Source organism: Marinomonas aquimarina (assembly GCF_900089755.1).
In the GTDB taxonomy this organism is placed as follows: domain Bacteria; phylum Pseudomonadota; class Gammaproteobacteria; order Pseudomonadales; family Marinomonadaceae; genus Marinomonas; species Marinomonas aquimarina.
Genome location: NZ_FLOC01000010.1, coordinates 1 through 25,990 on the forward strand (window position 1 = coordinate 1; position 25,990 = coordinate 25,990).

Genomic DNA, 25,990 nt, shown 5'->3' on the forward strand with positions numbered 1-25,990 from the left:
TACTTAGGCAATGTAATGATGACTCCCCGAGCCAACGGCAGAAGCTAAAAAGAGCTACTTGGAGCGATGATTATCGTGCTCAATTATTGTTTGGTTAAAAAGAGAACAAAGTATGCTCGAGCCCTGGGACACAGCCGGGTCGTACGAGCGGGTTGTATCCCGCGATTGAAGGATTTCTTCCCCGAACAGAGTCGGGGTGTACGGGCATAAAAAAGCCGAGCTATAAGCTCGGCTTTTTTGACTCTTACAAACGTACGGATTAACCGCGACGTAGGAAGATTGGGCGTGGGTCTGCCACATCACCTTGGTAGGCAACGCTGAATGGTTTATTCAGTGTAAGCGCGATATCAAGGTTAACGTCTTCGGCAAACTCAAAGCTGTTGAAACCACAACGGATCAAGTAGCCTTGCTGGTCAGCCATAAAGCCGCCTAGGGCACGGATTTCGCCGTCGTAGTTCAAGCGTTCGCGTAGAAGGCGAGCGTAGCTAAAGCCACGGCCATCCATAAAGCTTGGGAAGTTAACGCCGATCACGTCAAATTGGCTTAGATCAACGCCAGCTAGTGGCTCAACGCCTTCGCCAGCATCGATCCAGATACCTGCAACTTTTCCGATGCTGTCTTGGTTATCTAGCCATTTTTGCATTGGCACGATAGCATTTTCAGTCGCTGTTGCTTCAGCGTCTTGTTGCCATACGTAAGTGTTTTCGACGATCTCGCCGTTCTTAATTAGCTTTGGCATATGCGGCCTCTTTAAACGGTGCCATTCCAATACGGCGGAAAGTATCAATAAAGCGTTCTTCTTCAGTACGAGCAGAAATGTACACACCGATGATCTTTTGAACGACATCAGCAATTTGCTCTTGTGCGAAAGAAGGGCCAAGGATCTTACCGATCGATGCGTCATGACCAGAAGCGCCACCTAGAGAGATTTGGTAGAACTCTTCACCTTTCTTATCAACACCTAGAACACCGATGTTACCCACGTGGTGGTGACCACATGCGTTCATACAGCCAGAGATGTTTAGATCTACTTCGCCGATGTCGTATAGGTAATCTAGGTTATCGAATGACTCTTGGATCTGCTCAGCGATCGGGATAGATTTTGCGTTCGCTAGACCACAGTAGTCACCGCCTGGGCAACAGATCATGTCTGTTAGAAGACCTAGTGTTGGTGTTGCAAAGCCGTTTTCTTTGGCTGCTTCCCAAAGCTCGATCAATTGATCTTGGCGAACATCGGCAAGCACAAGGTTTTGCTCGTGGCTCACACGCAGCTCACTGAAGCTGTATTGGTCCGCTAGGTTAGCCGCTTTTTCCATTTGATCTGCAGTCGCATCACCTGGTGCTTGACCTGGCTTCTTAAGCGATAGCGTTACAATACGGTAGCCTGGTTTCTTGTGTTCGAACGTGTTGCGCTCGTACCAACGTGCAAAGCCATTGCTTTCAGCAAGTTTGGCGACAAGCTCAGCAGGCTGATCTTCAAGTGCTTCGTATGCAGGCTCGGTAAAGAAGCTTGCTAGACGATCGAATTCACTCATTGGAACCGTGCTTTCAGTACCACGTAGGTGTTCCCATTCAGCGTCAACGCGCTTACGGAATTCTTCGATACCTAATGCTTTCACTAGAATCTTGATACGTGCTTTGTACTTGTTGTCACGACGACCTTGTTGGTTGTAAACACGAATGATCGCGTCTAGGTAAGTCAGTAGGTCAGTGCGTGGGATAAAGTCGCAAATGGTTTCGCCGACCATTGGAGTACGGCCTAGACCACCACCAACGATGACTTTAAAACCGATTTCGCCAGCATCATTTTTCTTCAGGTGAAGACCGATGTCGTGTACTTGTGTCGCGGCACGGTCGGCAGAATCTGTCGCACATACAGCGATTTTGAATTTACGTGGTAGGAACGCAAATTCTGGGTGGAATGTAGACCATTGACGGATCAATTCACAGTAAGGGCGTGGGTCAGCAATTTCGTCTGAAATCACACCAGAGTACTGGTCAGTCGTGGTGTTACGGATACAGTTACCACTGGTTTGTACCGCGTGCATTTCCACTTCAGCAAGCTCTGCTAGGATGTCTGGCACATCTTCAAGCTTCGGCCAGTTTAACTGAAGGTTTTGACGAGTACTAAAGTGGCCGTAGCCCTTGTCATAACGACGGCTGATGTCAGCAAGCGTACGTAGTTGCTTGCTTGAAACCATGCCGTAAGGGATCGCAACGCGTAGCATTGGAGCATAGCGCTGGATGTAAAGGCCATTTTGTAAGCGTAATGGAAGAAATTCTTCTTCTTTAAGCTCATTATTCAGGTAGCGGCGAGTTTGGTCGCGAAATTGCGCAACACGCTCTTCCACTAGCTGCTGGTCAATTGCGTCGTATTGATACATAAAAGACTGAACCGTTGTTGTATAAATTCTTAGGTAGTCTAAATTTACCAAAATTCCTTTATTCCTAAAATGAATATTTATCTATATCTTTAAAAATAAATCGACTAACCACTGTGTCCTTAAATCTCAATTACGAAAAAATACCTTAGTTTTTTACTAGGTCTTCTGTTTTACGGTGAGAGTGCGGTAACATAACGAGATAGACACATCACACGTTCCATTAAGGGTGAGTATGAACATTACGATTACAGATAGTGCGCAGGAATATTTGTCTGGTTTGCTGGATAAGCAAGGCGTTGAAGGCATGGCCGTGCGTATCTTTATTCAACAACCTGGTACACCGTATGCGGAAACATGTCTTGCATACTGCCGTCCAGAGGAAGTGATCTTTACGGATGAAATCTTAGATCTACCAAAACTGCGTGTTTACATGGAAGCGCAATCCGTGCCGTTCCTAGACGAAGCGTTTGTTGACTACGCGACAGAAAAAATGGGCGGACAACTGACCATCAAAGCGCCAAACGCTAAGATGCCAAAGGTAAACGCAGACAGCCCAATTGAAGATCAAATCAATTACGTACTTTATTCAGATATCAACCCAAGCCTAGCGGCCCACGGTGGCGAAGTGAAGTTGGTTGAAGTGCTTGAAGGTGGTGTTGCAGTACTTCAGTTTGGCGGTGGCTGCCAAGGCTGTAGTGCAGTGGATCTAACGCTGAAAGAAGGCGTTGAGAAAACCTTAGTCGATAAAGTGCCTGGCCTAACTGCAGTAAAAGATGCTACCGATCACACGGTGACGGATAACGCCTTTATGTAATTTGCAGCTTCGCAAAAAAGACATAAAAAAATGGAGCCAAATGGCTCCATTTTTTTACTCAATGCGCCCCGTTAAGCACGCGGGCGTTTTGGTAGAACATTTTTTAGTGTTTCTGCCATTTCAAGAAGCGTTTTCTCTGTCGCTTCCCAATCGATGCAAGCATCAGTAATGGATACACCGTACTCAAGATCGCTAATGTTCGCTGGCACTTTTTGATTGCCCCAACCAATGTTACTTTCGATCATTAGACCCATGATAGAGTTATTGCCTTCCACGATTTGACGCGTAGCGTCCAAGGCAACTTCTGGCTGACGCTCAGGCTTTTTAGCAGAGTTCTCGTGAGAGCAATCTACCATGATGTTGTGTTTAAGACCGGCTTTGGTTAATTCAGCTTCGCTGGCTGCAACGTGCTCAGCACTGTAGTTCGGTAGTCCATTGCCGCCGCGTAATACCAGGTGGCCGTACTCGTTACCCTTGGTGTTAACGATGGTCACTTGACCGCCTTCATTAATACCTAGGAAGGAGTGTGGGTGAGACACAGACTGCATCGCGTTGACTGCAACCGTCATCGAACCATCAGTACCGTTTTTGAAGCCCACTGGACCTGATAGGCCAGAGGCCATTTCACGGTGAGTTTGCGACTCTGTGGTACGGGCACCGATAGCGGACCAGCTAATAAGGTCTTGGTAGTACTGTGGTGAAATAGGATCTAATGCTTCGGTTGCTAGCGGTAGGCCTAGTTCAGAAAGGTCTACAAGTAGCTTACGCGCAATACGCATGCCCTTATTGATATCAAAGGTACCGTCTAGGTTTGGGTCATTGATTAGGCCTTTCCAACCAACCGTCGTGCGTGGTTTTTCAAAGTAGGCACGCATAACGATGTAGAGAGAATCGCTCACTTTTTCAGACAGTACTTTTAGACGACGTGCGTAGTCTAGTGCGGCTTCTGGATCATGAATTGAACAAGGACCAATCACGATGGCTAAGCGGTGGTCTTTACCGTCCATGATGTTTTTGATTACATCACGTGAACGTGCAATCTGCTCACGGATGTCATTGTTCAAAGGCAGTTCTTGTTTTAGCTCTTGTGGCGTTACCAAAGAACTGAAGGAGGCAATGTTTAAGTCCTCTAAACGCGAATCACTCATCTCTCTAATTTCCTAATATAACTTTTTGTGCAATGTAGTTGCTTGTTTTTTTATGTGACAGCAACAGTACATGGTTTTCTGGTAAGAATGAAGGGTCTTTAGAAAGAAAAGTGATAAAAATTTAGTTTGAAAGACAGGATAGAAATGAAAAAGGCACCCATGCTTGGATGCCTTTAGTATATCGCTACACTCTAAGGGTATTAGAAGAACAAATATTTCACGCCAAAGCTGGCAAGAGCGGTTGCTAATACCGGTTGAAGTACCTTGTTGGGTACAAAGGAAGCAACTTTAGTACCGACATAAATCGCTGGAATCGAGCCAAGCAATAGACCAGCGAGTAGGTTGTAATCGATGTTGCCAAGGAACACGTGACCAATACCCGCTACCAGCGTTAATGGAACAGCGTGCGCTAAGTCAGTACCAACGACGTTGCGCGCTTGCATAGCTGGGAAGAGCAGCATCATCATTGCTGTGCCCAATGCACCGGCACCCACAGAGGTTAGGGTAACAAATACACCCAACACCAAGCCACAGATGAAAATGGCTGTAGAGCCTTGCTTGGCTGATAAATTAGGCTTTAATAGACCGTGTAGGCGTTTACGGAAAATAATGACCACCGCTGTCACGATTAGCATTAAGCCAAGCGTACCTGTGAGCAAATGCTGATAGTGCTCTGGGTGCTCGAAATTCGACAGCGCCCAGACAGTAACAAAGGAAGCGGGTAAGCTGCCTGCTGCCATGGCACCCATAATGCGCCAATTAACATTGCCTCGTTTAGCATGCATTACCACGCCAGTACTTTTGGCAATGCCTGCGTATAATAAGTCTGTACCGATCGCAATGTGGGGCGGAAAGCCAAACATAAGAAGAAGAGGGGTCATTAACGAGCCGCCACCAACACCCGTAATTCCTACTGCTAAGCCAACACCAATGCCGGCCATAATGTACCAAATAAAATCCATTGTTTTTCATCTAAGTGAGATTAATGTTGGCAACCATAGAGCTTTTTTACTATTCTATAAAGTAATATTTTTTTATGTTTTTAACTCTTTTTAGAATAAGGATAATCGGCCGATGAAGTTACAGCAGCTAAGGTACATCTGGGAGGTTGCCCGACACGACTTAAATGTCTCTGCAACGGCCCAAAGTCTTTACACTTCCCAGCCGGGTGTTAGCAAGCAAATTCGTCTGTTAGAGGATGAGTTAGGTATTGAAGTGTTTGCTAGAAGTGGCAAGCATTTAACACATATTACTCCTGCCGGTGAGCGCATCATTGCTTTAGCTGGTGAGATTCTAAATCAGACACAAAACATTAAAAAAGTGGCCAAAGAATTCAGTGATGAGCGTAAAGGTTCACTCGATATCGCCACAACCCATACTCAAGCGCGCTACGCGCTGCCAAAAATCATTCATGACTTTATTGACGGCTACCCAGACGTCACCTTGCATATGCATCAAGGCACACCCATGCAGATTGCAGAGATGGCCAACGATGGTGTGGTGGATTTTGCCATCGCCACAGAAGCACTAGAGATGTTCGGTAACCTTGTTATGCTGCCGTGCTACACATGGAACCGCTCCGTTGTGGTACCTAAGGAGCACCCATTAGCCAAAGTCGATAAACTAAGTTTAGAGGCGTTAGCGAAGTACCCAATTGTCACTTATGTGTTTGGTTTTACGGGGCGTTCACAGTTAGACGATGCTTTTCAGGCTGCAGAGCTTGAGCCCAATGTGGTCTTTACTGCAGCCGATTCAGACGTGATCAAAACGTATGTGCGTCTAGGTTTAGGGGTGGGCATCGTCGCGACCATGGCCTATGACCAAGAGGCGGACAGTGATTTGGTGGCTTTGGATGCCTCACATTTGTTTGCCGACAGCACCACTAAGATTGGTATACGTTCGAACACTTTTATTCGCGGCTATATGTACAAGTTTATTCAATCCTTTGCTCCACATTTAACCCAGGATTTGGTGATTCAGGCCATGGAAGCTCCGACACGTCAAGATGTCGAAGCCTTGTTTGAAGGCATCGTTTTGCCTCGTTACTAGTCATTATCGCAACGAAAAAGGAGAGCCCAGCTCTCCTTTTTTTTGCTAATTGCCTAGTGCTAGGCTAGATGGCCTGGACGTTCGATAAGTCTTGTGGTTGATGCTTAGTCAGATAATTCATTATGCCGATATCTGCGCTTTGCTGAAGATCGCGCACACCTTGGTTACCAAAAATACGATTAAATTCGATCAGGTAAGGAATGGATCCGACCATAGCCACATCAAAGCCGCCATGATCGATACCTAAGGTGGTCGCAACAAACTCCACTAAGTCTAATGCCTCTTTTGGTATCAAGGCTACTTCCACCTGCCCACCTTGGCTGATGTTATTGTAGAACCCTTGTTCCGCTTGCAAACGCCAATAGCCACTGACTACTTCGTTACCGACCCAGACAATTCGAAGATCACGATCAATGGGTAAGAACTCTTGCGCGTAGATGACCGGTGATTTTTCTAGATAGTCGCGCCATTGAACTGGGTTGTCGATCAAAAACACCCCATTGCCCATGCTGCTGCGTGGGATTTTGGCCACGAATGGTGTTGGCATGACATCCCAAATTCGATCAGCTTCATAAGGCGTGTTGCCGCAAATCTCGGTATAAGGGTGATTGGTCGGGATGATGGTCATAAAAGTCCGAGTCATTTCAACTTTATCATGACCAATCATATAGGACGCCAGGCTTGGGAAAATTCGTTTCTTTAGTCCATGAACCAATGCATTAAGCTGCCAATACTCGGGGAAAAGTACCCAATCTGCTTCACGAATGATGTCTAAATGCGCATACATGTTCTCTGGTTTGATGTAGTGCACATTTGGTAGATGAAGCGTTCTTAAAGCATCAAAAGAAACAATTTTCACGGCCGTTAGCCTCTGTATTAAACACCGCGAGATAATAAGACTAGTTGTACAATTCACAAAGCATTATTTGCGCTACACAGCGTGATTAAGAGCAAAATTAGGCTGTCGTTAAAAGCGTATCGTTTTGCAGAAATATGTCACGAGCGTGATAATGAAGCCAGCTTAAGGAAAGCTTAATTTTGTGTCGTTAGATTGAAGTAGATGGAGCTAAAACAGACTTAAGATGGTGTTATCTATATGGCTGTATTTTTAGTTGCTCTTGTTTATTCACGCGTTTAGGTAGTTGCATATGAGAATTTTGTTAGTAGAAGATGACTTGTCTTTGGGGGATGGTCTTTGTATTGCTTTGCGCAGGGAGGGCTTTACCACGGACTGGCTAACAGATGGTGTACAAGCGCTGCAGGCAGTAACGCAAGAAGCCTTCGACCTAGTCATACTCGATTTAGGCCTGCCTAGAATGGACGGTATTAGCGTACTCACAAAAATCCGAGAAAAAAACATCGATATTCCTGTGTTGGTGTTAACGGCTCGCGATGGTGTTGAGGATCGAGTAGGTGGGTTGAACGCTGGCGCGGACGATTATGTGGTCAAGCCGTTTGATTTGGTCGAGGTGATTGCACGGATTCGAGCCATTGTTAGGCGCTCAAAAGGGCGTGCGGTCAGTGTTATACAACATGGCGATATCGCCTTATATCCCGATGAGATGCAAGTACAATACAAGCAACAAGACATTGCGTTGACCCGTCGTGAATTTGCCTTACTGTCAGAATTGATTTCTCGCCCTGGCCATGTCTGTACCCGGGATGCTTTGGTGCAATCACTGTATGGCTGGGGAGAAGAAGTGGAGAGCAATGCTTTAGAAGTGCATGTTCATCACTTGCGCAAGAAGTTCTTTCCTGAATTGATACGAACCATTCGCGGTGTCGGATACGTCACCGAAAAGCCTGTGGGAGAGTAGTACTTGCTGTCAATATTACAAAAGAAACTGCCGAATTCGATTCGCCAAAGAACGCTGATTATGGTGATGTCAGTGTTTGCCTTTACCAGTATTTTGCTGGGGGTCGTTGGTGTGATCGCAGCGAACCATGAGGTGGAAGAGCTGTTTGATGCACGTCTTGCGCAACAGGCTCGTCTATTGCTGCATCTTTCCAATGATGACATGGAGATCGGAAAAAATTCCCCCACGTTTGTATATCCGAAAGCAGTGGCAGAGCTGGAGGAGTATCATTTGTCGGATGTAGGCCATCATTACGAGAGCAAAATTTATTTTAGAATATGGCGTAATGGCGACGTTGTCGTTGCTTCCGAAGATTTGAATATCGAACCTCAAATTAACGAAGGCAATGGTTTTGGTTACGCAGACAGTGGGGCGTATGAGTGGCGTACATTTGAGTTAAAAGCGACTTCCGAGGAAGGCAACATTTCGACAATTATAGTGGCTGAACGGTCAGATGTCCGTGGTGAAATGGTAACAGAAATCGTGCTTAACTCTGTGTTACCAGAAGTGATTGGCTGGCCGCTAATTGCCATTTTAGTTTGGATGGCGGTAAGTCTCGGTTTAGAGCCTTTGAAGCAACTGACAAGCCGCATAAAACTGATTGAGCCATCCCAATTAAAGCCTGTCAGTATTGAAAATATGCCTCAGGAATTAGCGCCAGTTCAGCAAGCGATTAACACTCTGCTGCTGTCGATCGATGAATTGATGGCTCGAGAAAAGCGCTGGATCGCCGATGCGGCCCATGAGCTGCGCACACCGTTGGCGGTGTTACGTTTGCATGCACAAAACGCTGAATCAGCCGAAACGGATGCCGAGCGTCAACACGCCCTTAAGCAATTACAGAGTGGTGTCGATCGCAGCACACGGATTGTTGCTCAATTACTTTCCTACGCACGTATTGAAAGTCAGCTGCAAGCGTCTGAGCATGCGCCAATTGACGTTTTAAAAGCGACACGACAGATCGTCGCCGATCTCTATCCAGTGGTTTGGCAGCGCCAAATCACCATCGAGATCAACGAGGATCAAGACGGATTAATGTTGCCCATCGAAGCAAGTCATTTCGAAGTGATCTTGCAAAACCTGATTTCTAATGCGCTTAAATTTACGCCTGAGGGTGGCGCCATCTACATCGATTGGCATACTCAGGAAGGCGGCTTAGTATTTGAATTTAAAGACACTGGCGCAGGGCTTGAAGAAGCTGAAATAGAACGATTAACTGAGCGCTTTTACCGTGGTAGTGACCAATCTGGTGCAGGACTTGGACTATCCATCGTGGCCACATTGACTAAATATTATGGTGCGCGACTTACTTTTGCTAATAATGAACCATCTGGCTTGATTGTACGCATATTCTTTCCGTTGTAATTTAGTGTGCTAAGCACACCTCTAATACCAGTATCCTTGTGATTGAGGTGTCTCGTGGAAGGAGAAAGTCATGCCCGAATGGATTTATATTTTGCTTCTAACCTTGATGGCTGGCTTGGCTATGCCCGTTGGTGGCTGGTTGGCTACCATTGATCGCATACGACCAAATTGGCTCGATGAAGAGTTGCGCCATAGTATTACCGCATTCGGTGGTGGCGCTTTATTATCTGCCATTGCACTGGTATTAGTCCCCGAAGGTATTGAGCCATTCTCTGTGCTAATCAGCGCCGTGCTATTCCTTTCAGGGGGCGTGCTGTTTATGTTGATCGACATTTATTTGTATAAACATAAGAGTGCTGCTGGGCAGTTAGTAGCCATGCTCTCTGACTTTATACCTGAATCTATTGCGCTGGGTGCGTCATTGGCGCTCGGTAAAGGCTCCTCATTATTACTGGCTTGCTTGATCGCTATGCAAAACTTACCAGAAGGTTTTAATGCCTTTCGCGAGTTAAAAGAATCGGGGCGATTAAGTGACCGAAAAATATTATTGCTGTTCTTGCTATTAGCCTTATCGGGACCACTTGCAGGGTTAGTGGCCTACTTTTGGCTAGCACACTTTGCCGCCTTTATTTCCGCCACCATGTTGGTCGCTGCTGGTGGCATTCTCTACGCGGTGTTTCAAGATATCGCGCCGCAGGTCAAGTTGGATCGACATTGGGCGCCACCGCTTGGAGCTGTTATGGGGTTTGTACTAGGGTTAATAGGTTTTATGCTGATGCACTAAATCGATACAAAAATAAAAATGTATACATTTTTATAATCTGCTAGGATTGACTCATCAAAGGAGATGCACATGAGTAAGATCTTATCGGATATCAGCTTGAGTGCTGTGGTCGCAGGGTTTGTTGCAGTATTGATTGGCTTTGCCAGTTCTGTCGCAATCGTATTTCAAGCGGCAGAAGCGGCAGGCGCAGATGAAGCCATGAAAATCTCATGGATTATGGCATTAGGCATCGGCATGGGGGCAACCTGCTTTGCCTTGTCTTGGTATTACAAAGCGCCTGTTATTACGGCTTGGTCAACCCCTGGGGCCGCGTTATTAGCAACCAGTTTAAACGGGGCCAGCTATGCTGAATCCCTCGCCGTGTTTATGTTTGCTGGGGCATTGGCTTTGCTGCTTGGGATCACAGGGCTGTTTGACCGCATGATGCGTTGGATTCCACTGCCAATCGCCTGTGCAATGTTGGTCGGGGTTTTATTTAATTTTGGTGTGGCAATCTTTACTTCCCTTGAAAGCAGTCCTTGGTTAGTCATGATCATGTTGCTGGCTTATTTGGTGAGTAAACTCATTATCCCACGGTATGCTGTGATTATCGTGCTATTAGCGGGGTTACTAATGGTACTGATTGAGCCCAATACCGACTTTTCATCGATTCCGCTATCGGTCGGCACCTTGCAGTGGGTGACCCCTGAATGGAACACATCTTTGATATTAGGGGTTGGCGTACCTTTGTTTATCGTCACTTTGACGTCGCAAAATATCCCAGGGGTGGCCGTGATGCGTGCCAGCCACTACCAAACACCTGTCTCAAATATCATCTCTTGGACCGGTTTCAGCACCGTTTTATTGGCACCATTTGGCGGTTTTGCTTTTAATCTTGCAGCTATTACGGCCGCGATTTGTAGTGGTGATGAATGCCATAAAGAGGCCTCTAAGCGGTACATTGCGGGCCTGTCAGCAGGGGTCTTTTATGCCATTGCAGGGCTGGCAGGGGCATCTGTGGTGGGGCTATTTGCGGTCTTTCCAGCGGCTATGATTGCAGCGTTGGCTGGTATCGCCTTGCTGGGGACCATAGGTGCAAACCTGAAAGCAGCGTTTGATTCTGATGCATACCGTGAGCCTGCGTTAATTACGTTCCTAACGACCGTATCAGGGGTGTCATTTTTGGGGGTGGCTTCTGCATTTTGGGGAATCTGCTTTGGTTTATTGGTATTGATGATACAACGTATAAAGAATGACTGAGTTACTCGATCAATTAAAAGCCGACATATTAAACGGACAATTAGCGCGCGGTTGCCCGTTAAGGCAGCAAGAGCTCTCTGAGCGCTATGGTGTCAGTCGCATTCCAGTGAGGGATGCCATTGCAGTACTGAAGAATCAAGGTTGGTTGGTCGCACATGGTAAAGCAGGTGTGATGGTGCCTGAATTAAACTGGTGTGAAGCCGAAGACTTATATCAAATGCGTACGCTTTTAGAGTGTCAGTTATTAGATTATGCTATACCTAATATTACTTATGAAGTATTAGGTAAGGCTCGAGATATTAATAAACAGTTAAATAGCCCGACGTTGAGTTTGGTTGAGCGTGGTCAATTAAACTGGGACTTGCATGCCACCCTATACCAAGTGGCAAATAGACCCACACTATTTAATGTGGTAGCTATATTAAATGAACAAGTCCGACGCTATATGGGATTTCAGTATGGCCCGCTTAACTATCGGGATATAAGTCAAAATGAACACGAACAGTTGCTGAATTTCCTAACTGATGGGAATGCAAATGAAGCGCTCGCCCTGTTGAAACGTCATATTGATGAAGCAGGGAAAAAGTTAGTCGCCTATTTAAAAGCAACAAGTTAACTCGATCAAAGTAGGTCAAGCTTAGTGGATAAAGCACTCTTTCAAAATAAAGCCGCACAGAACTCATCCGTGTATGCAGGGCTGCAGGCGTTGGTCGCCGATGAGTTTGAGAACTCTAGGGTGTCGATTCGACAAATGCTGCAAGGATTGGGCATACAACAGGTAGATCAGACATCTAGCGGTAAAGGCGTTTTAGAGTCTTGCCGAGCACGTCGGTATGACATTATTTTGTGTGACTTTCGCTTAACGGGCGGTAAGAATGGACAGCAAGTACTTGAAGAGTTACGTGAACTAAAACTGCTTAAGCCAACCAATATTTTTATCATCGTATCCGCTGAAACCAGTCGTGATGTGGTCATGGGGATCATGGAGTCCCAGCCAGACGAATATCTTTCAAAGCCCTTTACTCAAGCGGTGCTTGCTCGTCGCCTAGAACGCCAGTTTCAACAGTCTCAAGCCTTAGCAAAAATGAAAGAGTGTTTGGCCAAAGGCAAATACACTGAACTGATTGCCTCTTGCCTACAGCATATTCAGGAAGAGGGGCGTTATACGCCTTGGTGCAAACGCACATTAGTGGATGCGTTTCTGGCGACTCAACAATTCGATAAACTTGAGCAGCTATGTCAAGCTGAGCTAAGTGTACGTGATTTGGACTGGGCATTATTGGGGCTTGCCAAAAAAGAACATCACCAAGGTCAGACCGATAACGCAATTACTATCCTAGAAAAACTGTTGCGTCTATTTCCTCAAACCATTAGCGCCTACGATTTATTGGCCCAGTGCCTTGAAGAAATGGGGCGGAGCGATGAAGCACAATCTGTGTTGGATGATGCGATTAAAATTTCCCCTCGCATTCATAAGCGTCAGAAGCATATGGCCACTGTGAGTATGGCAAATGGTGACACTCAGAGCGCTTTGAAAGCCAGTCAACAGACGGTTCGCTTGGGCATAAACTCTATCCATGAAAACCCTGATGACTATATCCAGTTGGTTGACATCGTGGCTGAGTCAGCTGATTCCGTCGAAAGCAGTGCTGATCGCAAACGCCTTTTAAACGAAGCCAGTCAAGCGCTCACCGTGGTCGGTAAGCGCTTTGCGGATGATGATTCAGTGAAGCTGCGTAAAACATTGGCCGAGAGCCGTTTTCATGCTGCCCAAGGGCAAGCCAAAGAAGCTCAACAAGCCTTGAAGAACGCACAGCAAATCGCTTCTGAGTTAGAAGGAGGGATGCCATCAGATTTGGTGGTGGAGTACGGTAAGACCTTATATAACGCTGGTGAACATGAGCAAGCTGAGACCATACTGGCTTCATTGGTCAATGATCAAAGCAGCAGTTCGCACCTTAAGCAGCAGGCGGCTGATTTTCTAGATGAGCCAGTTAGTTCAAGTGCCAAAGCACAAGCAAAAGGGCTGAATAAAGACGGACTGGCCAGTTACTCGCAAAAAGATTATTCGGCGGCCATTGAGCAGTTTAAAACCGCCCTTCAATACTCTCCAAGACATCCGGGGTTAAATCTTAACCTAGTGCAAACCAGTCTTAAGTTGATGGAGGCTAATGGGGAGCAAGCGCATTTGGTGACGGAGTGTGTCGAAGCATTAAAACGATTACGACACGTATCACCAGCTCATAAGCAACATAAGCGTTTGGTTGCGTTAAAAGAATACCTTATGAAGCATTATAAAGTTACATTCTAGGAGCTCTGTAGTATGCCTAAAGATAATCAACTGCCGTTTAGAAACATTATCAGTGCATCGGTAAAGGATATGCGTAACTCACTAGGGCAGGTTCTTTATAAGTTGGACACGCTAATGGCACATCACTTAAAAGATGAGGATAAGTACGACTTGGTCGATGCGCAGTACGAAATGGTGCGCATGCAAAATGTCATTAACCAGCTGCATGGATTGTACTTGATTGAAACGGACTCGCTGACAGTACAGCCACAAGATTCTTACGTCATGGAGCTGATTGAAGATATTCTGGCAAGCTTTGAAGCATTGTTGGAAAATAAGCAAATTGATGTAACAGTTCGAGGCGACGACCTGAGCTGGTATTTGGATCCTCAACTGATCAGTTCGGTATTACAAATTATCTTGCTCAATGCCATTCGTTACACTAACGATGAAATCAATATAGAGCTGGCGTCTGTTGAGCAAGGTTTAATGATTTCCGTGGTGGATAATGGCCAAGGTTACCCTGATGCTGTGTTGGACAGTTTTGCGAACCTTGTATCGGGACAAACGCTTGCCAATGTCTCTAGCCAAAACAGTGGCTGGCTTTACTGTGAAAAAGTGGCAAATCAGCATAAAAACCAAGGGCATGTCGGCTTTACTAAGTTGCGTAATGATGCTGCCACGGGTGGTGGCCGTATTGATTTATTTATTCCATAAACTACAAAAGCAGCCCCAATTCAGGTTTCGTTGGGGCTGATTTCTACTATTGAGGCAGGTAAATAGCCAGCTTAGCGCCGCCTAAGTGTTCTGAATACAATTTTTTGATGGTGCCATTTCGCTCTTCTACAGAGTGAGCATCGGCCGATAATTCCGCGAAATACAGACCTAATCCAGTATTGTTGTTAAACAGCAATTCATCTTCTTTTTCATGGCTGGCATTGAAGCCTTTGCCATCATCTTCAATGGAAATGACCAGGTAATCATCTTCCATGGCAGCATTGATTTCGATTTTTGATTTTGCAAAACGCAATGCATTGTAAACCGCTGTACTGACCACCGCCGTCATCAAGCGATCATCAAACACCCCAGTAAGGTCGGCATCTGTCTGATAAGTCAACGATAGGTCTCGAGCGACAGCCGAGGGTTTTAGGGCAAATACTTGGTCATCAAGAAACTCATCTAATGCATGGCTGTCGTAATTCACATCATAACCATCAGAAGCTAAGCGATACAGGTAAAGGTATTCTACCCATTCATCGTTTAGTTGCTTCATGCCTTCTTCGACCTTGGTCAGAGTCTTTTTGCCTTCATGACCTAAGTCCAGACGCTTGAGTGCTTCCAATTGATATAAAAGAGTGCCGAGCTGATTTTTACTTTCGTGTATGGCACTGGCTAAGATGGTCGTGATCTCAATTTTCTGCATAGGGTTACTTCAGACTTTTAATTGAGTCAATGCGCCTTTGTGATGTGGCGGATAACGCAGCCGCTTGGCCTGACTCGATATCGTGATTCATAACTTCTTCAATTTGGTTCATGGTTTTTTTATCACCTAGGGCTGAGTATAGCTCCATTTCTAATAAATAGGCTTCACTGCGAACTTCGGGAGAATTGAAAAAGTTTTGGTGCACTTTGCTAAGGGTAGTTTGAAAGTTATCCACTTGACGAGAAGGGATGTCGCCTTCACGAGCCAAGGCAACAATAGAAGCCATGTGCTGTAGATAGACCTCGGCTTCGTTAAAGCATGAGTGCTTAGCCAGAAAAACCGCGCGTCGAAATGACATTTCCGCCATTAGGTTGTCGTGTACTTCCATGCTTAGTTTGCCAAGCTCAATTTGTCGCAATAGGTTTTTAGGCGAACGACCAACAGCGTCCACCAAAACCGCTTGTGCTGTATCAAGTTCACCTTTTTTGACCAGTGTTTTTGCTAGCCAATCATAAGCACTGACAAAAAACTTATTGTCGAGCGTTAATTGACGAAACTTGGCTTCAGCCTTATCAATCTTGTTTAAGTAGTAATGGCATTTAGCCTCACCAAAAACAGCCCAAGGCATTTTAGAGTCCTTACGGCTGTCACTGAAGATACTTAAAGCATCGTCATAGCGCTCTAGACTGATCAGTGCATCACCAATAATACGCTGGCAACGACTTTGCAAAGCCGGGTGTTTGTTGGAAACGGCTTTGGCTTCCGTAATGGCTGTCGTGTAGTCACCGGAATCAAGGGCTTTGTTCACTTTAAGGAGCAGCTCTTTGTTTTCCATTAGCTTCAATAAACGCCGTTCCAGCATAGCTTGCGAGAAAGGTTTAGTAATGTAGCCATCAGGTGCGTACTCAATGGCCCCCATCACCATTTCAGTGGATGTTTCGGCGGTCACCATCAAGTAGGTAGACGTGTTCGGAATCAGGTGGGAATGACGAACTTCTTCCAACAGTTGTTGCCCATCTTTGCCATTGCCTAAGTTGTAGTCTGATAAGATGACGTCGTAGGTATGGGTGCGCAAGAGTTCAATAGCGCTCTCAGCTTTCATGGCAATTTCAATGGATTTAAAGCCAAAATCATTCAGCATCTTTTTTTGCATGATTCGAGCTTCAGCCATGTCTTCTATCAGTAATGCCTTTTTATCTGAAAAGTTTGGCTTATTCATCCAGGTTCCATCTCTCTTATACTAAAGGAACGACTTATTAGGGTTCGCTACAAGGTCTTCTGAGAAGATTTCATCCTCGTCTGAGGTCTGTTGTGGAATGCTGTAACTTTCATTCGCCCATTCCCCTAAGTCGATTAGCTTGCAGCGAGCGCTGCAAAATGGGCGATCTTTATTCTCGGTAGACCACGGCGTTTTAGTGCCACAAGTGGGGCATGCAATCAGTGTTTTTGTTTCCATTAATTCTAGGATAGTAGCGTTTGTAATTTATTGTGAATGTGTAAGACTTTAACACTCAAATCCGCGCTGTTACCAGTATTTTCCAAGATAAAATCCGCTTTGCTACAGCGCTCAGCGTTACTTAATTGCGCATCTAAAATATGTTCCACTTGAGAGCGGCTGTTTCTGTCACGCTGCATCACGCGCTCAATTTGCAATTCTCGTGGAACCTTGATGGCGATGGTATAGTCACACAAGCTGTTTTGGCCTGTTTCAAATAAAAGCGGATGCACCAAAAGTGCATAGAGGCCAGTCATTTCACTAAGGCGCTCGGCCAGGCGCTGACGAATCGCTGGGTGGGTAATCGCTTCTAACGTCTTGCGTTGTTCAGGTTTGGAGAAAACCATTTCACGCAATGCAGCACGGTTTAATTCACCGTTATCCAGAAGGACATGAGGACCAAAATGGTCAACGATTTGCTGTAGGCATGCTTCCCCTGGTTGAACGACTTCTCGCGCCAAATCATCAACATCGATATATTGAACATGATGTTCTTGAAACAATTTGGCCGCGGTGCTTTTACCGGAGCCAATTCCGCCCGTTAAACCAATTAATTTTGTGTTATTTGCATTCGTGTCAATCAAAGAAAATATCCTGAATAAAAATAGCCAAGTGCTGCAGTAATTAAATAGGGACCAAACGGAATTTTATGGTGTCGAATTTTACCGCTTACTAGGGCTCCGGTGATGCCTAATAATGAGGCCAGCAACATAATCATGCTAAATGAATGTGGCCCTAACCAAAAAACCAACACCGCTAGTAATTTGGCATCCCCTAAACCAATGGCTTCAATTTTACGTATCTTGAAAAAAAGATAACGCATAAAGTAAATAAACAGGTATGCAAATAAGCCTGCGCCGACATTAACTAAGATTTGATGTTGATCTGCAGCATAAAACAGTAGTGTGGCACAACATAGCACGACAAAGCTGCATTCATCGGGCAGCCAATAGCGCTCAGCGTCAATAATCATAGCGCACACCAAAGACGATATCAGCACGATCAAAAGCCCCCATTCGGGCGCGCTAAGGGGCAGCCAATATAAAGGCAGTAACGCCATCACGGCGGTCGCTTCAATGATGGGGTAGCGTAGGGAAATAGGCTTGTGACACTGACGGCAGCGGCCTTTTTGCAGGATAAAACTGAGTAATGGGATTAGCTCAATGACACTTAGTCTATGATGACAGTGAGGGCAGACAGAACGACCTTTGCTGAACTTTAAAGGCTCGGGTTCATAATAGGGTAATTCAAGAAATTCATGTGCCTCTTTGCGCCATTCGAATTCGGCACGATGCTGCCAACGATAGGAAATCGCCGTTAAAGTACTGCCCATGCAGAGCAAAAACAGTACGTACAGTATAAGATTCAGGTCAAAATCCAAGAGTATTGACTTCCATAAGTGGGGCGTAAAGTGCCATTAATGTTTGTGTGACAAACAGTGCCGCTATCACTATACCTAAGATTGGGAAGGCTTTGGAGACAAGGTTTAAAATTCGTTGATTGATTTCGTCCCATGACTGCGCCGCCATCGTTAACGGTGTCACCAAATCACCGGTGGCATAAACTTGTTCAAGTTGCGTCTGAATCTGCTGGTTAAACCAATGCTTTGGTAAAGCTTGTGGTACGGGCGTGCCCGCTTGTAGCAATAACAAGCACCTATGCAATGCTAGCTTATCTTGCTTGCTGCTGTTTTCTAGCAGCTTTTCAATCGCTCCTTGAAGAGGGTCTCCACTTTGCAATAAAGCCACTAAAATCAGCAGGCTATTGTTGCTTCGAAAGCTTACTAGGAGGCGGCTCAATGCAGGGTAGGCATGTCCACGATAAACCCAGACACTGATGGCGAGCTGAAGCAGACTGATAAGGCCCCAAGTGATGCCTAGCATTATGATCGATTGTTTGCTCAATACAGCATTGACCATCGCCAGCAACAGTGAAGACTGTATCACCAAATGGGGGTAGGTGAGGCTTTTAAGCAGCTTGTTGGTCAAAGCTTGCTGTGATTGCAGAATGCTGTGCGCGACACGCAGTGCGGCTATTTTAGCTTCCTCTGTGCCTTCAACCGGGATACTGCCGGCCAAATGTTTAATATTTTGAGGTAGAAAAACCGTCAATGCCTTAGCGACATGATGTCCTTCGCTCAGCAAAGACTGAATTGCCAATACATGACGCCTAAGCTCGGCCCCATATTGTAGGTGGTTTTGCTGCATTAAAGCACTTTGTAGGGAGTGCCCTGTATTGACGTGGTGCAGAATGTGAGTAAATAACGTTAGGCATGCACGCGTCGTCATAGGGCGTAGGGATATTGGCTTTATCAGTTTGACGCTCAAATTCCGCTCAATGGCATAGCGGTAAGCATCTAGTTTATTTGCAAACGGTAAAATGCGCTGCTCCTGAATCTGAAACCACTTCATAAGTCGGCCCCAGTTAACATTTGCCACATATCCGCTTGCTGTATTAAAACATCATAACTACTGGGCAGTTTATCCTGCCAAGCGGGCTTTAATACGCTAAATACCGGTAGCTGCTGGGTGCCGCAATAGCTCATACGCTGATGAATAATCAGTTTGATGGTGCTAGCAAAGGCAAAGTAGTCCACATTCCAGTTTTTACATCGGTGTACTACATTTAAGGCGCTATTAGTATGTAAAGTGGCTAACACTAAATGCCCGGTTAACGCTGCCGCGATAGCCAAGTCCGCAGTTTTTGCGTCACGTATTTCCCCCACCATAATGACATCAGGGTCTTGTCGCATAAACGCTTTCAGCAGGTCATGGGTGCTGATTTCTAAGTTTGGATTAGGCTCAAATTGATACAACGCAGGCGTGGGTATTTCAACAGGATCTTCAATGGTAAAGATCGCTCTTGAGCCATCGTTAATCTCATTTAGACAGGCATACAAGGTGGTCGTTTTGCCAGAACCCGTGGCACCGCATACCAACACCAGTCCGTGTGGCTGTCGGATGGTGCTCTTTAAGTCATCTAGGGCTGCAGAGGTAATGCCTAATTCCTGCAGCGTCCGTTTAATAGAGGAAGTGAGCACACGTAAGGCAAATTTTTCACCGATGTCAGAGCGCATGATACTGACTCGAATACAATAAGATTGCCCATTGTGCACATAGTCGAACTGTCCTTCTTGAACTCTTCGCGCTTCCGCTACATTAAGTTTCGCCATTATCTTAATGCGATTGGCCAAGGTGCTACCTTGCTGAAAGATCGCGCTGGCTGATAAGGCGCCTGCAACACGCCAACGGGCACTGACTGTGTCTTGTTCAATATGTAAGTGTAGGTCGCTGGCTTGTTCTTCAATAGTCCGTATTAAAAGCTGATCAAGATTCATGATGGGCTCCTATGGCTGTTGCGAAGCTGCTGAACAATGCTCAGGTAATAAATGGCTATCCAAGCTGGAGTAACAGGACCACTGACCGGTATTGGCGCGCGCGAAACGAATGTATTGGTCTTCGCTGACACCAATGTCACTGTTAAAGCTAATAGAAATGGTGCCTTGTAGTTCGTCGACCTTGGTCAAGCTTACCAGCTTGATCATATCGATCTCAGAATGGTCCGGTTTGAACGAGGCAAAAGTGGTGCTGTCTGGAAACTCAGAATGAGTAAGAATGTACTCATCAATAGCATTCGTGAGGGTATTACTATAAAGCTGAATGTCGACCAAATTGGCCTTGGCAATGTGCCTTTCGAATGAGGGCACACTGAATGACGCGAGAATGGATATGATGGCAATCACAACCATCAACTCAATAAGGGTAAAACCCGAACGGCGGGTGCAACGAAATAGCATCATATATTCCTCCATGAATGATGATGGTATTCAATCTGGCTTACGTCCTGTATACCAGAAGGTTTTAGGCCACAAGATCCACTTGTGTGCCGGATGTCCTGTTTGAATCATTGCTCATGTAAGCGGATTCAAGGGTCGAGCGATTTGTCTTGGTAGCCTGAGATGTGGCTGTCTGCTGTCCACCATTGTTGGCGCTTTGCTGTGCCAACTCAGACATGGCGTCAGCTATTTTCTGCTGTGCTTCATTGGCCACTGACCGATCTGCAGATGAGGGTTCCGCTGGCGCGAGGGCTGCTCGATACACCTGCTTCATTTTATCGATGGTGGCTTGTGGGTCGCCGGATACAGGACTCACGTCAATTTGCACTTCACCATCGGTAATGTAGCGTTTACCGTCAGGGCCTTGCTCATAACTGTAAGAGGGGGAGCCGGCATACTGTCCACCGACCGATGCGTGAGCTTGCTCATGGACACGGACTTCTTCATCACGAGCTTTTAGGTCGTCAACTTCGGCTTGTTCTTCTTCGGTCAGGCCTTGTTCATCGGTAGCTTCAGAGTCATCCGCATTTTCGGAGGCATCCTCATTCTCTGTACTGTCTTGCTCAGCAGAATCATTATCTGTTTGCTCAGTGGAGGGAGAGGGCTGTTCTTGGGCTAGTAAGCCTTGAGCGTCTTCGGATAAGCTGACAGTGTAGTCAGACGCAGCTCTTCTGTCGCTGGCACTGGCTTCGGTTTCAGGGTCATTGCTTGGGCTTTGAATGTAGGTATTCCCACTCTGAATAGAGCGCTCATTCGTAAAGCGGTGAGCTTCAATAGCATGAGGAATACTGCCAGACATAAAAACGACCGTTTGTTGTAATTCGATAAATGTAAACAAACAGTCGCTTTTTGTCTAGTTTGTGATCAACAAAACGTTAGTTATCAAGTTGACCTGCTTGTATCGCTGTAATAGCGATTGTGTAGACGATGTCATCTACTAAAGCACCGCGGGATAGGTCGTTCACAGGCTTGCGGATACCTTGCAGCATCGGGCCAATGCTAACGACTTCAGCGCTACGTTGTACTGCTTTGTAAGTGGTATTGCCAGTATTGAGGTCGGGGAAGATAAACACCGTTGCCTTACCTGCAACTTTGCTATCAGGCGCTTTTTGACTCGCGACTTTCTCCATGATGGCTGCATCGTATTGTAGTGGGCCGTCAATCAACAGGTCTGGTCGGCGTTCTTGTGCAATACGCGTTGCTTCACGAACTTTGTCCACATCATTGCCTGAACCTGACCCACCAGTACTGTAGCTGATCATAGCAACACGAGGAGTGACGCCAAAGGCTTTGGCCGACATGGCACTTTCGATGGCAATTTCCGCTAACTGTTCTGCGCTAGGGTCTGGGTTGATGGCGCAGTCGCCGTACACAAGGACTTGATCCGGTAGGCACATAAAGAAAACCGAAGACACCAAACTTGAGTCAGGTGAGGTTTTGATTAATTGCAACGCCGGTCGTATGGTGTTGGCAGTGGTGTGCATGGCGCCTGACACCAAGCCATCGACATCATGTTGTTCAAGCATCATGGTGCCGAGCACCACATTATCTTCTAGTTGTTCACGTGCGACGATATCCGTCAAACCACGATGCTTGCGGATTTCCACCATCGGGGCAACGTATTTATCGCGTATACTATCTGGATCGATGATTTCAACGCCATAATTAAGATCGATGCCATTGTTCTGGGCAATGCGCTGAATTTCTTCAGGGTTACCCAGCAATGTTGGGCGGGCAATGCCTCGTTCGGCACAAATTGAGGCCGCTTGAATGGTGCGAATTTCCTCACCTTCAGGCAGAACAATTCGCTTATTGAGGGCACGCGCTTGCTCGATCAAACGGTAACGGAACGCTGGTGGCGATAACTTGCGTTCTTCATCATTGAGAGCAAATGTGTTGATCCAGTCGTGATCAATACAGCGGGCAATGTGTTCCTTAACCGTCAAAATTCGCTCTTTGTCATCCAGCGGAATTTCTTGGTTAAACGCTTGCATCTTAATTGCCGTATCCCAGCTGTTGGACTCAACCGACAGAATCGGTAAACCCTTAGCCATGGCCTTACCACACAGGGTCATTAGGGCTTCACTCGGTTGGTAGCCACCTGTTAACACTAGGGCTGCGATTTTAGTGTCGTTCAACGCCGCAATCGCAGTGGCCATGATGACATCGGTACGATCCCCAGGGGTGAATACCAGCACGCCGGGGCGTAACGCTTCCAGCATATTTTCAACGCCCCGAGCACAAAGCGTATAGGACTGGATACGGCGCTGTTCCATTTCCCCTGCATTGATAATGGTGGCGTTCATAAAGTCGGCCACATCTTTTACGCGCGGGTAGGTGAGCTCTTCGGAAACCGGTATTTGTCCCAATAAGCTAAAGTTACGTTTAAAAATAGGGCGTTGGGCGAAGGTATCACCGTATGACTTCATGCCCAGGGAGCCTGGTTGTGTTTTATTGAGAATACAACCGATGACATCGTCAGCCTTAATGCCGCCATAAGAGCCAGCGGCAATTTCAACGTGGTGTTCCAGCTCAGTGACGCGCATCTTGTTGGGAGCGGTAACCAACACAATACCAGCATCAAGCGTACGTGCGATGGCTTTATTTAAACGGGTTGCATAGGGGTGACCAGGAATTTGTGCGAGGCCTTCAACGATGACAGTAGAGTCCGGCTCAATACTGGCTTGAAAGCGGCCTACCACTTCCTCCATTAATTCATCAATGGCGTCGTTGTATAAGTAACGCTCCGCTTCATGCAACGGAATAGGGTCCGCAGGGCGCAAAGTAGAGCCTTGAGCGACCATGGCCGTCGAGCGGTCAGGGCCGGTATCATCTGGATGAGGTTGAGCAATAGGTTTAAAGAAACTGGCTTTTAGTCCTTGTTGTTCCAGTGCTCGAACCAAGCCCACAGACACCGATGTCAATCCAACACCAGGGCCTGTAGGAACGGTCATTAAGACATTTGTCGACATATGAAAAGTATCCTTCTGTGACGCTGCTCAGTTTCGGTGAATGTCAATCAAAGCCAAGGTATCTTGTGCGATCAATAGCTCTTCGTTGGTAGGAATTACCCATACATTCGACAAAGACGCCTGCTTTGAAATCTTAGAGATTTCTCCACGAGGGCACATTTGGTTGGCGTGCTGGTCCAATTGAATGCCCATCATTCGAAGACGGTCACATATTTTGCCGCGAATGATAGGGGAGTTCTCGCCAATTCCACCCGTAAAAACAAGATGGTCCACACGACTAAGATTGGTCGCAACCGAAGCGAGGTGTTTCGCGGCTTTTGATGCAAACATATTAAGGGCTAATTCGGCACGATCATCCCCTGCCGCCTGAGCCTCTTCGATGGAGCGACAGTCATTGGATATTTCTGAAATGCCTTTTAAGCCGCTTTCTTTGTTCAGGATATCAAGGGCCTCTTTCATAGTGATATTTTCCGCATCACTGATAAAGGCCAACAAGCTTGGATCTAGGCTGCCACTGCGCGTGCCCATCATCAAGCCTTCTAAAGGGGTGATGCCCATACTGGTATCAACCGACTTGCCGGATTGGATGGCACAAACACTGGCGCCATTGCCTAAGTGCGCCACCAAGGTATTTTGCTGGCCAAAATCCGGCGCTAGAGAAGCAAGCTTTTGCGCAATAAAGCGGTAGCTAGTGCCGTGGAAGCCGTATTTACGAAAATGGTGCTCTCGATATAAGCGCATCGGAATAGGGTAAAGGTACTGATCCGCAGCCAACGTTTGGTGGAAAGCGGTATCGAACACCGCGACGTTGGGCAGTTCACCAAATAGAGCTTGAGTTTCTTTGATCCCTTTGACGTGGGCGGGATTATGCAGTGGTGCAAACTGAGAGCACTCTTCTATTCCGGATAAAACATCCTCGTCAATTAGCACGGATTGACTGAACATTTCTCCGCCATGTACCACACGATGACCAATGCCAACTATTTCTATGTTGAGTTCGCGGTGCTGGTCGATCCAATTTTTGATGGCAGTTACTGCCCCACGATGATCATGTTCATGCAGCGCTTGTTCCACTTTTGTGCCGGCATGCTTAAAGGTAATTAGGCTATGTTCAGATCCTAAGCGTTCAGCAATCCCTTCCAGTAGCGGTGGATTTTCGGTGCCATCCATGATGGCAAATTTTAGCGAGGAGCTGCCGCAGTTAACGACGAGGACGTGTGCCATCTTGATTAGGACTCCTTGCATACACGCAGTGATAAATCAATCGCTTGTACATGCTTGGTCAGTGCTCCCACTGAGATAAAGTCAACACCAGTAGTGGCGACATCCTTGATATGAGCATCCGTCATATTGCCAGAGGCCTCGAATTTTACCTGACCTTTGTATTGGGTAACCGCTGTCGCCATTTCCTCAAGGGTAAAGTTGTCCAGCATGATGATGTCAGCACCAGCGTTAACCGCTTGAGCGACTTCGTCTAAGTTTTCCGTTTCCACTTCAATTGGCTTACCTGGGGCAACCACTTGTGCTTGTTTTACCGCTGCCTCAATAGAACCTGCCGCCATAATATGATTCTCTTTGATCAAGAATGCATCATATAGGCCAACGCGGTGATTGGAGGCTCCGCCAACTTTAATTGCGTATTTTTGTGCAAGACGGAAGCTTGGAATCGTTTTGCGAGTATCCAGAACAGTTAGTGTCTGACCTGCAACCAGTTGTGCGTAACGGCGCGAAACAGTGGCCGTGTAAGACAACATCTGAATGTAATTTAGCGCAGTGCGCTCACCGGTTAGGATGCTACGTGCATTCCCCGTCAGTTTTAGAAAAGGGGTGTCAGGCTGTAAGTCGTCGCCTTCGCTAGCCAACCACTCGAGCTTTACACTTGGGTCAAGTTGCTGAAAGACTTCGTTAGCCCAAGCTTGGCCACACAGCACTGCGGCTTCACGGGTAACGACTACGGCTTCAAGTGTATTGTCTTCAGGGATCAGTTGCGCGGTAATGTCGCCAGAGCCAATATCTTCTTCTAAGGCAAGTTGAACGTGTTGCTGAATATGTGCTTGTAGTTGCTCAGAAAGAGTTGTCATTAAATATGTCCAATTAAATAGGCCTTGATATGTCGTTAATTGTAACGAGTATCAAGGCTTTAGTCAGTTTAGAAATTGGTTTTGTAACATTTGTTAAAAGTGGAGTGTGTCCGATCATAATAAATAATGATTATGGTTGCTATTAAGTGTGGAAATAGTTAGCGTGATGTCGCACATAAAACGGTACATAAATCATTGCAAAGTTGCTTTTTGCACAAAAAACAATCACTTTTGGCCTGCTTTGCGCTTTTTTAA

26 protein-coding genes are annotated in these 25,990 nt (G+C 46.3%); 9 read left to right on the forward strand and 17 right to left on the reverse strand.

Annotated elements, in window-relative coordinates; all coding sequences use genetic code 11:
* Positions 1-259: 259 nt before the first annotated feature.
* Together MAQ5080_RS09300 and MAQ5080_RS09305 are read right to left on the reverse strand one after the other, a co-directional pair.
* The gene (locus MAQ5080_RS09300) at positions 260-739 is read right to left on the reverse strand and encodes a DUF934 domain-containing protein (protein ID WP_067209023.1); all 480 of its coding nucleotides are present in this window, start codon (positions 737-739) and stop codon (positions 260-262) included.
* On the reverse strand, positions 723-2,384 hold the full coding sequence (locus MAQ5080_RS09305) for a nitrite/sulfite reductase (protein WP_067209025.1): 1,662 nt from the start codon (positions 2,382-2,384) through the stop codon (positions 723-725). Before MAQ5080_RS09305 ends, MAQ5080_RS09300 begins: the two co-directional genes overlap by 17 nt.
* A gap of 232 nt (positions 2,385-2,616) precedes the next feature.
* Between MAQ5080_RS09305 and nfuA the strand changes: the two genes are divergently transcribed.
* Positions 2,617-3,198 (forward strand): Fe-S biogenesis protein NfuA, encoded by a 582-nt coding sequence (gene nfuA, locus MAQ5080_RS09310; protein WP_067209028.1) that lies wholly within the window; start codon positions 2,617-2,619, stop codon positions 3,196-3,198.
* Positions 3,199-3,269: 71 nt separating this feature from the next.
* Here the strand turns inward: nfuA and MAQ5080_RS09315 are convergent, their stop codons facing one another.
* Both MAQ5080_RS09315 and MAQ5080_RS09320 read right to left on the reverse strand, forming a co-directional pair.
* A complete protein-coding gene (locus MAQ5080_RS09315) occupies positions 3,270-4,346 on the reverse strand; it encodes a 3-deoxy-7-phosphoheptulonate synthase (protein ID WP_067209031.1) in 1,077 nt (358 codons plus the stop codon).
* A gap of 200 nt (positions 4,347-4,546) precedes the next feature.
* Positions 4,547-5,308 (reverse strand): sulfite exporter TauE/SafE family protein, encoded by a 762-nt coding sequence (locus tag MAQ5080_RS09320; protein WP_067209033.1) that lies wholly within the window; start codon positions 5,306-5,308, stop codon positions 4,547-4,549.
* A 112-nt stretch (positions 5,309-5,420) separates the two neighbouring features.
* Between MAQ5080_RS09320 and cysB the strand changes: the two genes are divergently transcribed.
* Positions 5,421-6,395, forward strand: a complete 975-nt coding sequence (cysB, locus tag MAQ5080_RS09325) for an HTH-type transcriptional regulator CysB (protein WP_067209036.1) — start codon at positions 5,421-5,423, stop codon at positions 6,393-6,395.
* Positions 6,396-6,459: 64 nt separating this feature from the next.
* On the opposite strand, the gene MAQ5080_RS09330 is transcribed toward cysB, so the two are convergent.
* The gene (locus MAQ5080_RS09330) at positions 6,460-7,254 is read right to left on the reverse strand and encodes an ATP-grasp domain-containing protein (protein ID WP_067209038.1); all 795 of its coding nucleotides are present in this window, start codon (positions 7,252-7,254) and stop codon (positions 6,460-6,462) included.
* 289 nt (positions 7,255-7,543) lie between these two features.
* Here MAQ5080_RS09330 and MAQ5080_RS09335 point away from each other — a divergent pair, with 289 nt between their 5' ends.
* The 7 genes from MAQ5080_RS09335 to MAQ5080_RS09365 all read left to right on the forward strand — a co-directional run bounded on the left by MAQ5080_RS09335 (position 7,544) and on the right by MAQ5080_RS09365 (position 14,646).
* Positions 7,544-8,212, forward strand: coding sequence for a response regulator (locus MAQ5080_RS09335; RefSeq protein WP_067209041.1), 669 nt, complete (start codon positions 7,544-7,546; stop codon positions 8,210-8,212).
* 3 nt (positions 8,213-8,215) lie between these two features.
* Positions 8,216-9,616, forward strand: coding sequence for an ATP-binding protein (locus tag MAQ5080_RS09340; RefSeq protein WP_156496553.1), 1,401 nt, complete (start codon positions 8,216-8,218; stop codon positions 9,614-9,616).
* 70 nt (positions 9,617-9,686) lie between these two features.
* On the forward strand, positions 9,687-10,400 hold the full coding sequence (locus MAQ5080_RS09345) for a ZIP family metal transporter (RefSeq protein WP_067209046.1): 714 nt from the start codon (positions 9,687-9,689) through the stop codon (positions 10,398-10,400).
* A gap of 69 nt (positions 10,401-10,469) precedes the next feature.
* Positions 10,470-11,639 carry a benzoate/H(+) symporter BenE family transporter gene (locus MAQ5080_RS09350; RefSeq protein WP_082861066.1) on the forward strand — a complete coding sequence of 390 codons (1,170 nt, stop codon included), beginning with the start codon at positions 10,470-10,472 and terminating at the stop codon, positions 11,637-11,639.
* A complete protein-coding gene (locus MAQ5080_RS09355) occupies positions 11,632-12,255 on the forward strand; it encodes a GntR family transcriptional regulator (protein ID WP_067209051.1) in 624 nt (207 codons plus the stop codon). Before MAQ5080_RS09350 ends, MAQ5080_RS09355 begins: the two co-directional genes overlap by 8 nt.
* A 24-nt stretch (positions 12,256-12,279) precedes the next feature.
* Positions 12,280-13,950, forward strand: a complete 1,671-nt coding sequence (locus MAQ5080_RS09360) for a tetratricopeptide repeat protein (protein ID WP_067209053.1) — start codon at positions 12,280-12,282, stop codon at positions 13,948-13,950.
* Positions 13,951-13,962: 12 nt separating this feature from the next.
* A complete protein-coding gene (locus MAQ5080_RS09365) occupies positions 13,963-14,646 on the forward strand; it encodes an ATP-binding protein (RefSeq protein WP_067209055.1) in 684 nt (227 codons plus the stop codon).
* A 46-nt stretch (positions 14,647-14,692) separates the two neighbouring features.
* Here MAQ5080_RS09365 and MAQ5080_RS09370 read toward each other — a convergent pair whose 3' ends face one another.
* From MAQ5080_RS09370 to nadC, 12 genes are all read right to left on the reverse strand, one after another.
* Positions 14,693-15,352, reverse strand: coding sequence for a sensor histidine kinase (locus MAQ5080_RS09370; RefSeq protein WP_067209057.1), 660 nt, complete (start codon positions 15,350-15,352; stop codon positions 14,693-14,695).
* A 4-nt stretch (positions 15,353-15,356) separates the two neighbouring features.
* Positions 15,357-16,571 carry a response regulator gene (locus MAQ5080_RS09375; protein ID WP_067209060.1) on the reverse strand — a complete coding sequence of 405 codons (1,215 nt, stop codon included), beginning with the start codon at positions 16,569-16,571 and terminating at the stop codon, positions 15,357-15,359.
* 21 nt (positions 16,572-16,592) lie between these two features.
* Positions 16,593-16,808 carry a DNA gyrase inhibitor YacG gene (yacG, locus tag MAQ5080_RS17245; RefSeq protein ID WP_082861067.1) on the reverse strand — a complete coding sequence of 72 codons (216 nt, stop codon included), beginning with the start codon at positions 16,806-16,808 and terminating at the stop codon, positions 16,593-16,595.
* 5 nt (positions 16,809-16,813) lie between these two features.
* Entirely contained in the window at positions 16,814-17,431 is a 618-nt protein-coding gene (coaE, locus tag MAQ5080_RS09380; protein WP_231870813.1) for a dephospho-CoA kinase, read from the reverse strand.
* On the reverse strand, positions 17,428-18,228 hold the full coding sequence (locus MAQ5080_RS09385) for a prepilin peptidase (RefSeq protein ID WP_067209063.1): 801 nt from the start codon (positions 18,226-18,228) through the stop codon (positions 17,428-17,430). Before MAQ5080_RS09385 ends, coaE begins: the two co-directional genes overlap by 4 nt.
* A complete protein-coding gene (locus MAQ5080_RS09390; protein WP_067209066.1) occupies positions 18,218-19,258 on the reverse strand; it encodes a type II secretion system F family protein in 1,041 nt (346 codons plus the stop codon). Before MAQ5080_RS09390 ends, MAQ5080_RS09385 begins: the two co-directional genes overlap by 11 nt.
* Positions 19,255-20,184, reverse strand: coding sequence for a GspE/PulE family protein (locus tag MAQ5080_RS09395; RefSeq protein ID WP_067209069.1), 930 nt, complete (start codon positions 20,182-20,184; stop codon positions 19,255-19,257). Before MAQ5080_RS09395 ends, MAQ5080_RS09390 begins: the two co-directional genes overlap by 4 nt.
* Positions 20,185-20,193: 9 nt before the next feature.
* On the reverse strand, positions 20,194-20,646 hold the full coding sequence (locus MAQ5080_RS09400; RefSeq protein WP_197464598.1) for a pilin: 453 nt from the start codon (positions 20,644-20,646) through the stop codon (positions 20,194-20,196).
* A 61-nt stretch (positions 20,647-20,707) separates the two neighbouring features.
* Entirely contained in the window at positions 20,708-21,481 is a 774-nt protein-coding gene (locus tag MAQ5080_RS17250) for a putative metalloprotease CJM1_0395 family protein (protein WP_082861074.1), read from the reverse strand.
* 76 nt (positions 21,482-21,557) lie between these two features.
* Entirely contained in the window at positions 21,558-23,654 is a 2,097-nt protein-coding gene (gene pta / locus MAQ5080_RS09410; protein WP_067209072.1) for a phosphate acetyltransferase, read from the reverse strand.
* A gap of 27 nt (positions 23,655-23,681) precedes the next feature.
* Entirely contained in the window at positions 23,682-24,878 is a 1,197-nt protein-coding gene (locus MAQ5080_RS09415; protein WP_067209077.1) for an acetate/propionate family kinase, read from the reverse strand.
* A gap of 5 nt (positions 24,879-24,883) precedes the next feature.
* Entirely contained in the window at positions 24,884-25,735 is an 852-nt protein-coding gene (gene nadC, locus MAQ5080_RS09420) for a carboxylating nicotinate-nucleotide diphosphorylase (RefSeq protein ID WP_067209081.1), read from the reverse strand.
* Positions 25,736-25,990: the final 255 nt, after the last annotated feature.

Bases quoted from the DNA above. Each gene is read 5' to 3' on its own strand.
- MAQ5080_RS09300 (WP_067209023.1), bottom strand. From the start codon at position 739: ATGCCAAAGCTAATTAAGAACGGCGAGATCGTCGAAAACACTTACGTA.
- MAQ5080_RS09305 (WP_067209025.1), bottom strand. From the start codon at position 2,384: ATGTATCAATACGACGCAATTGACCAGCAGCTAGTGGAAGAGCGTGTT.
- nfuA (WP_067209028.1), top strand. From the start codon at position 2,617: ATGAACATTACGATTACAGATAGTGCGCAGGAATATTTGTCTGGTTTG.
- MAQ5080_RS09315 (WP_067209031.1), bottom strand. From the start codon at position 4,346: ATGAGTGATTCGCGTTTAGAGGACTTAAACATTGCCTCCTTCAGTTCT.
- MAQ5080_RS09320 (WP_067209033.1), bottom strand. From the start codon at position 5,308: ATGGATTTTATTTGGTACATTATGGCCGGCATTGGTGTTGGCTTAGCA.
- cysB (WP_067209036.1), top strand. From the start codon at position 5,421: ATGAAGTTACAGCAGCTAAGGTACATCTGGGAGGTTGCCCGACACGAC.
- MAQ5080_RS09335 (WP_067209041.1), top strand. From the start codon at position 7,544: ATGAGAATTTTGTTAGTAGAAGATGACTTGTCTTTGGGGGATGGTCTT.
- MAQ5080_RS09345 (WP_067209046.1), top strand. From the start codon at position 9,687: ATGCCCGAATGGATTTATATTTTGCTTCTAACCTTGATGGCTGGCTTG.
- MAQ5080_RS09350 (WP_082861066.1), top strand. From the start codon at position 10,470: ATGAGTAAGATCTTATCGGATATCAGCTTGAGTGCTGTGGTCGCAGGG.
- MAQ5080_RS09355 (WP_067209051.1), top strand. From the start codon at position 11,632: ATGACTGAGTTACTCGATCAATTAAAAGCCGACATATTAAACGGACAA.
- MAQ5080_RS09365 (WP_067209055.1), top strand. From the start codon at position 13,963: ATGCCTAAAGATAATCAACTGCCGTTTAGAAACATTATCAGTGCATCG.
- MAQ5080_RS09370 (WP_067209057.1), bottom strand. From the start codon at position 15,352: ATGCAGAAAATTGAGATCACGACCATCTTAGCCAGTGCCATACACGAA.
- MAQ5080_RS09375 (WP_067209060.1), bottom strand. From the start codon at position 16,571: ATGAATAAGCCAAACTTTTCAGATAAAAAGGCATTACTGATAGAAGAC.
- yacG (WP_082861067.1), bottom strand. From the start codon at position 16,808: ATGGAAACAAAAACACTGATTGCATGCCCCACTTGTGGCACTAAAACG.
- MAQ5080_RS09390 (WP_067209066.1), bottom strand. From the start codon at position 19,258: ATGAAGTGGTTTCAGATTCAGGAGCAGCGCATTTTACCGTTTGCAAAT.
- MAQ5080_RS09395 (WP_067209069.1), bottom strand. From the start codon at position 20,184: ATGAATCTTGATCAGCTTTTAATACGGACTATTGAAGAACAAGCCAGC.
- MAQ5080_RS09400 (WP_197464598.1), bottom strand. From the start codon at position 20,646: ATGATGCTATTTCGTTGCACCCGCCGTTCGGGTTTTACCCTTATTGAG.
- MAQ5080_RS17250 (WP_082861074.1), bottom strand. From the start codon at position 21,481: ATGTCTGGCAGTATTCCTCATGCTATTGAAGCTCACCGCTTTACGAAT.
- pta (WP_067209072.1), bottom strand. From the start codon at position 23,654: ATGTCGACAAATGTCTTAATGACCGTTCCTACAGGCCCTGGTGTTGGA.
- MAQ5080_RS09415 (WP_067209077.1), bottom strand. From the start codon at position 24,878: ATGGCACACGTCCTCGTCGTTAACTGCGGCAGCTCCTCGCTAAAATTT.
- nadC (WP_067209081.1), bottom strand. From the start codon at position 25,735: ATGACAACTCTTTCTGAGCAACTACAAGCACATATTCAGCAACACGTT.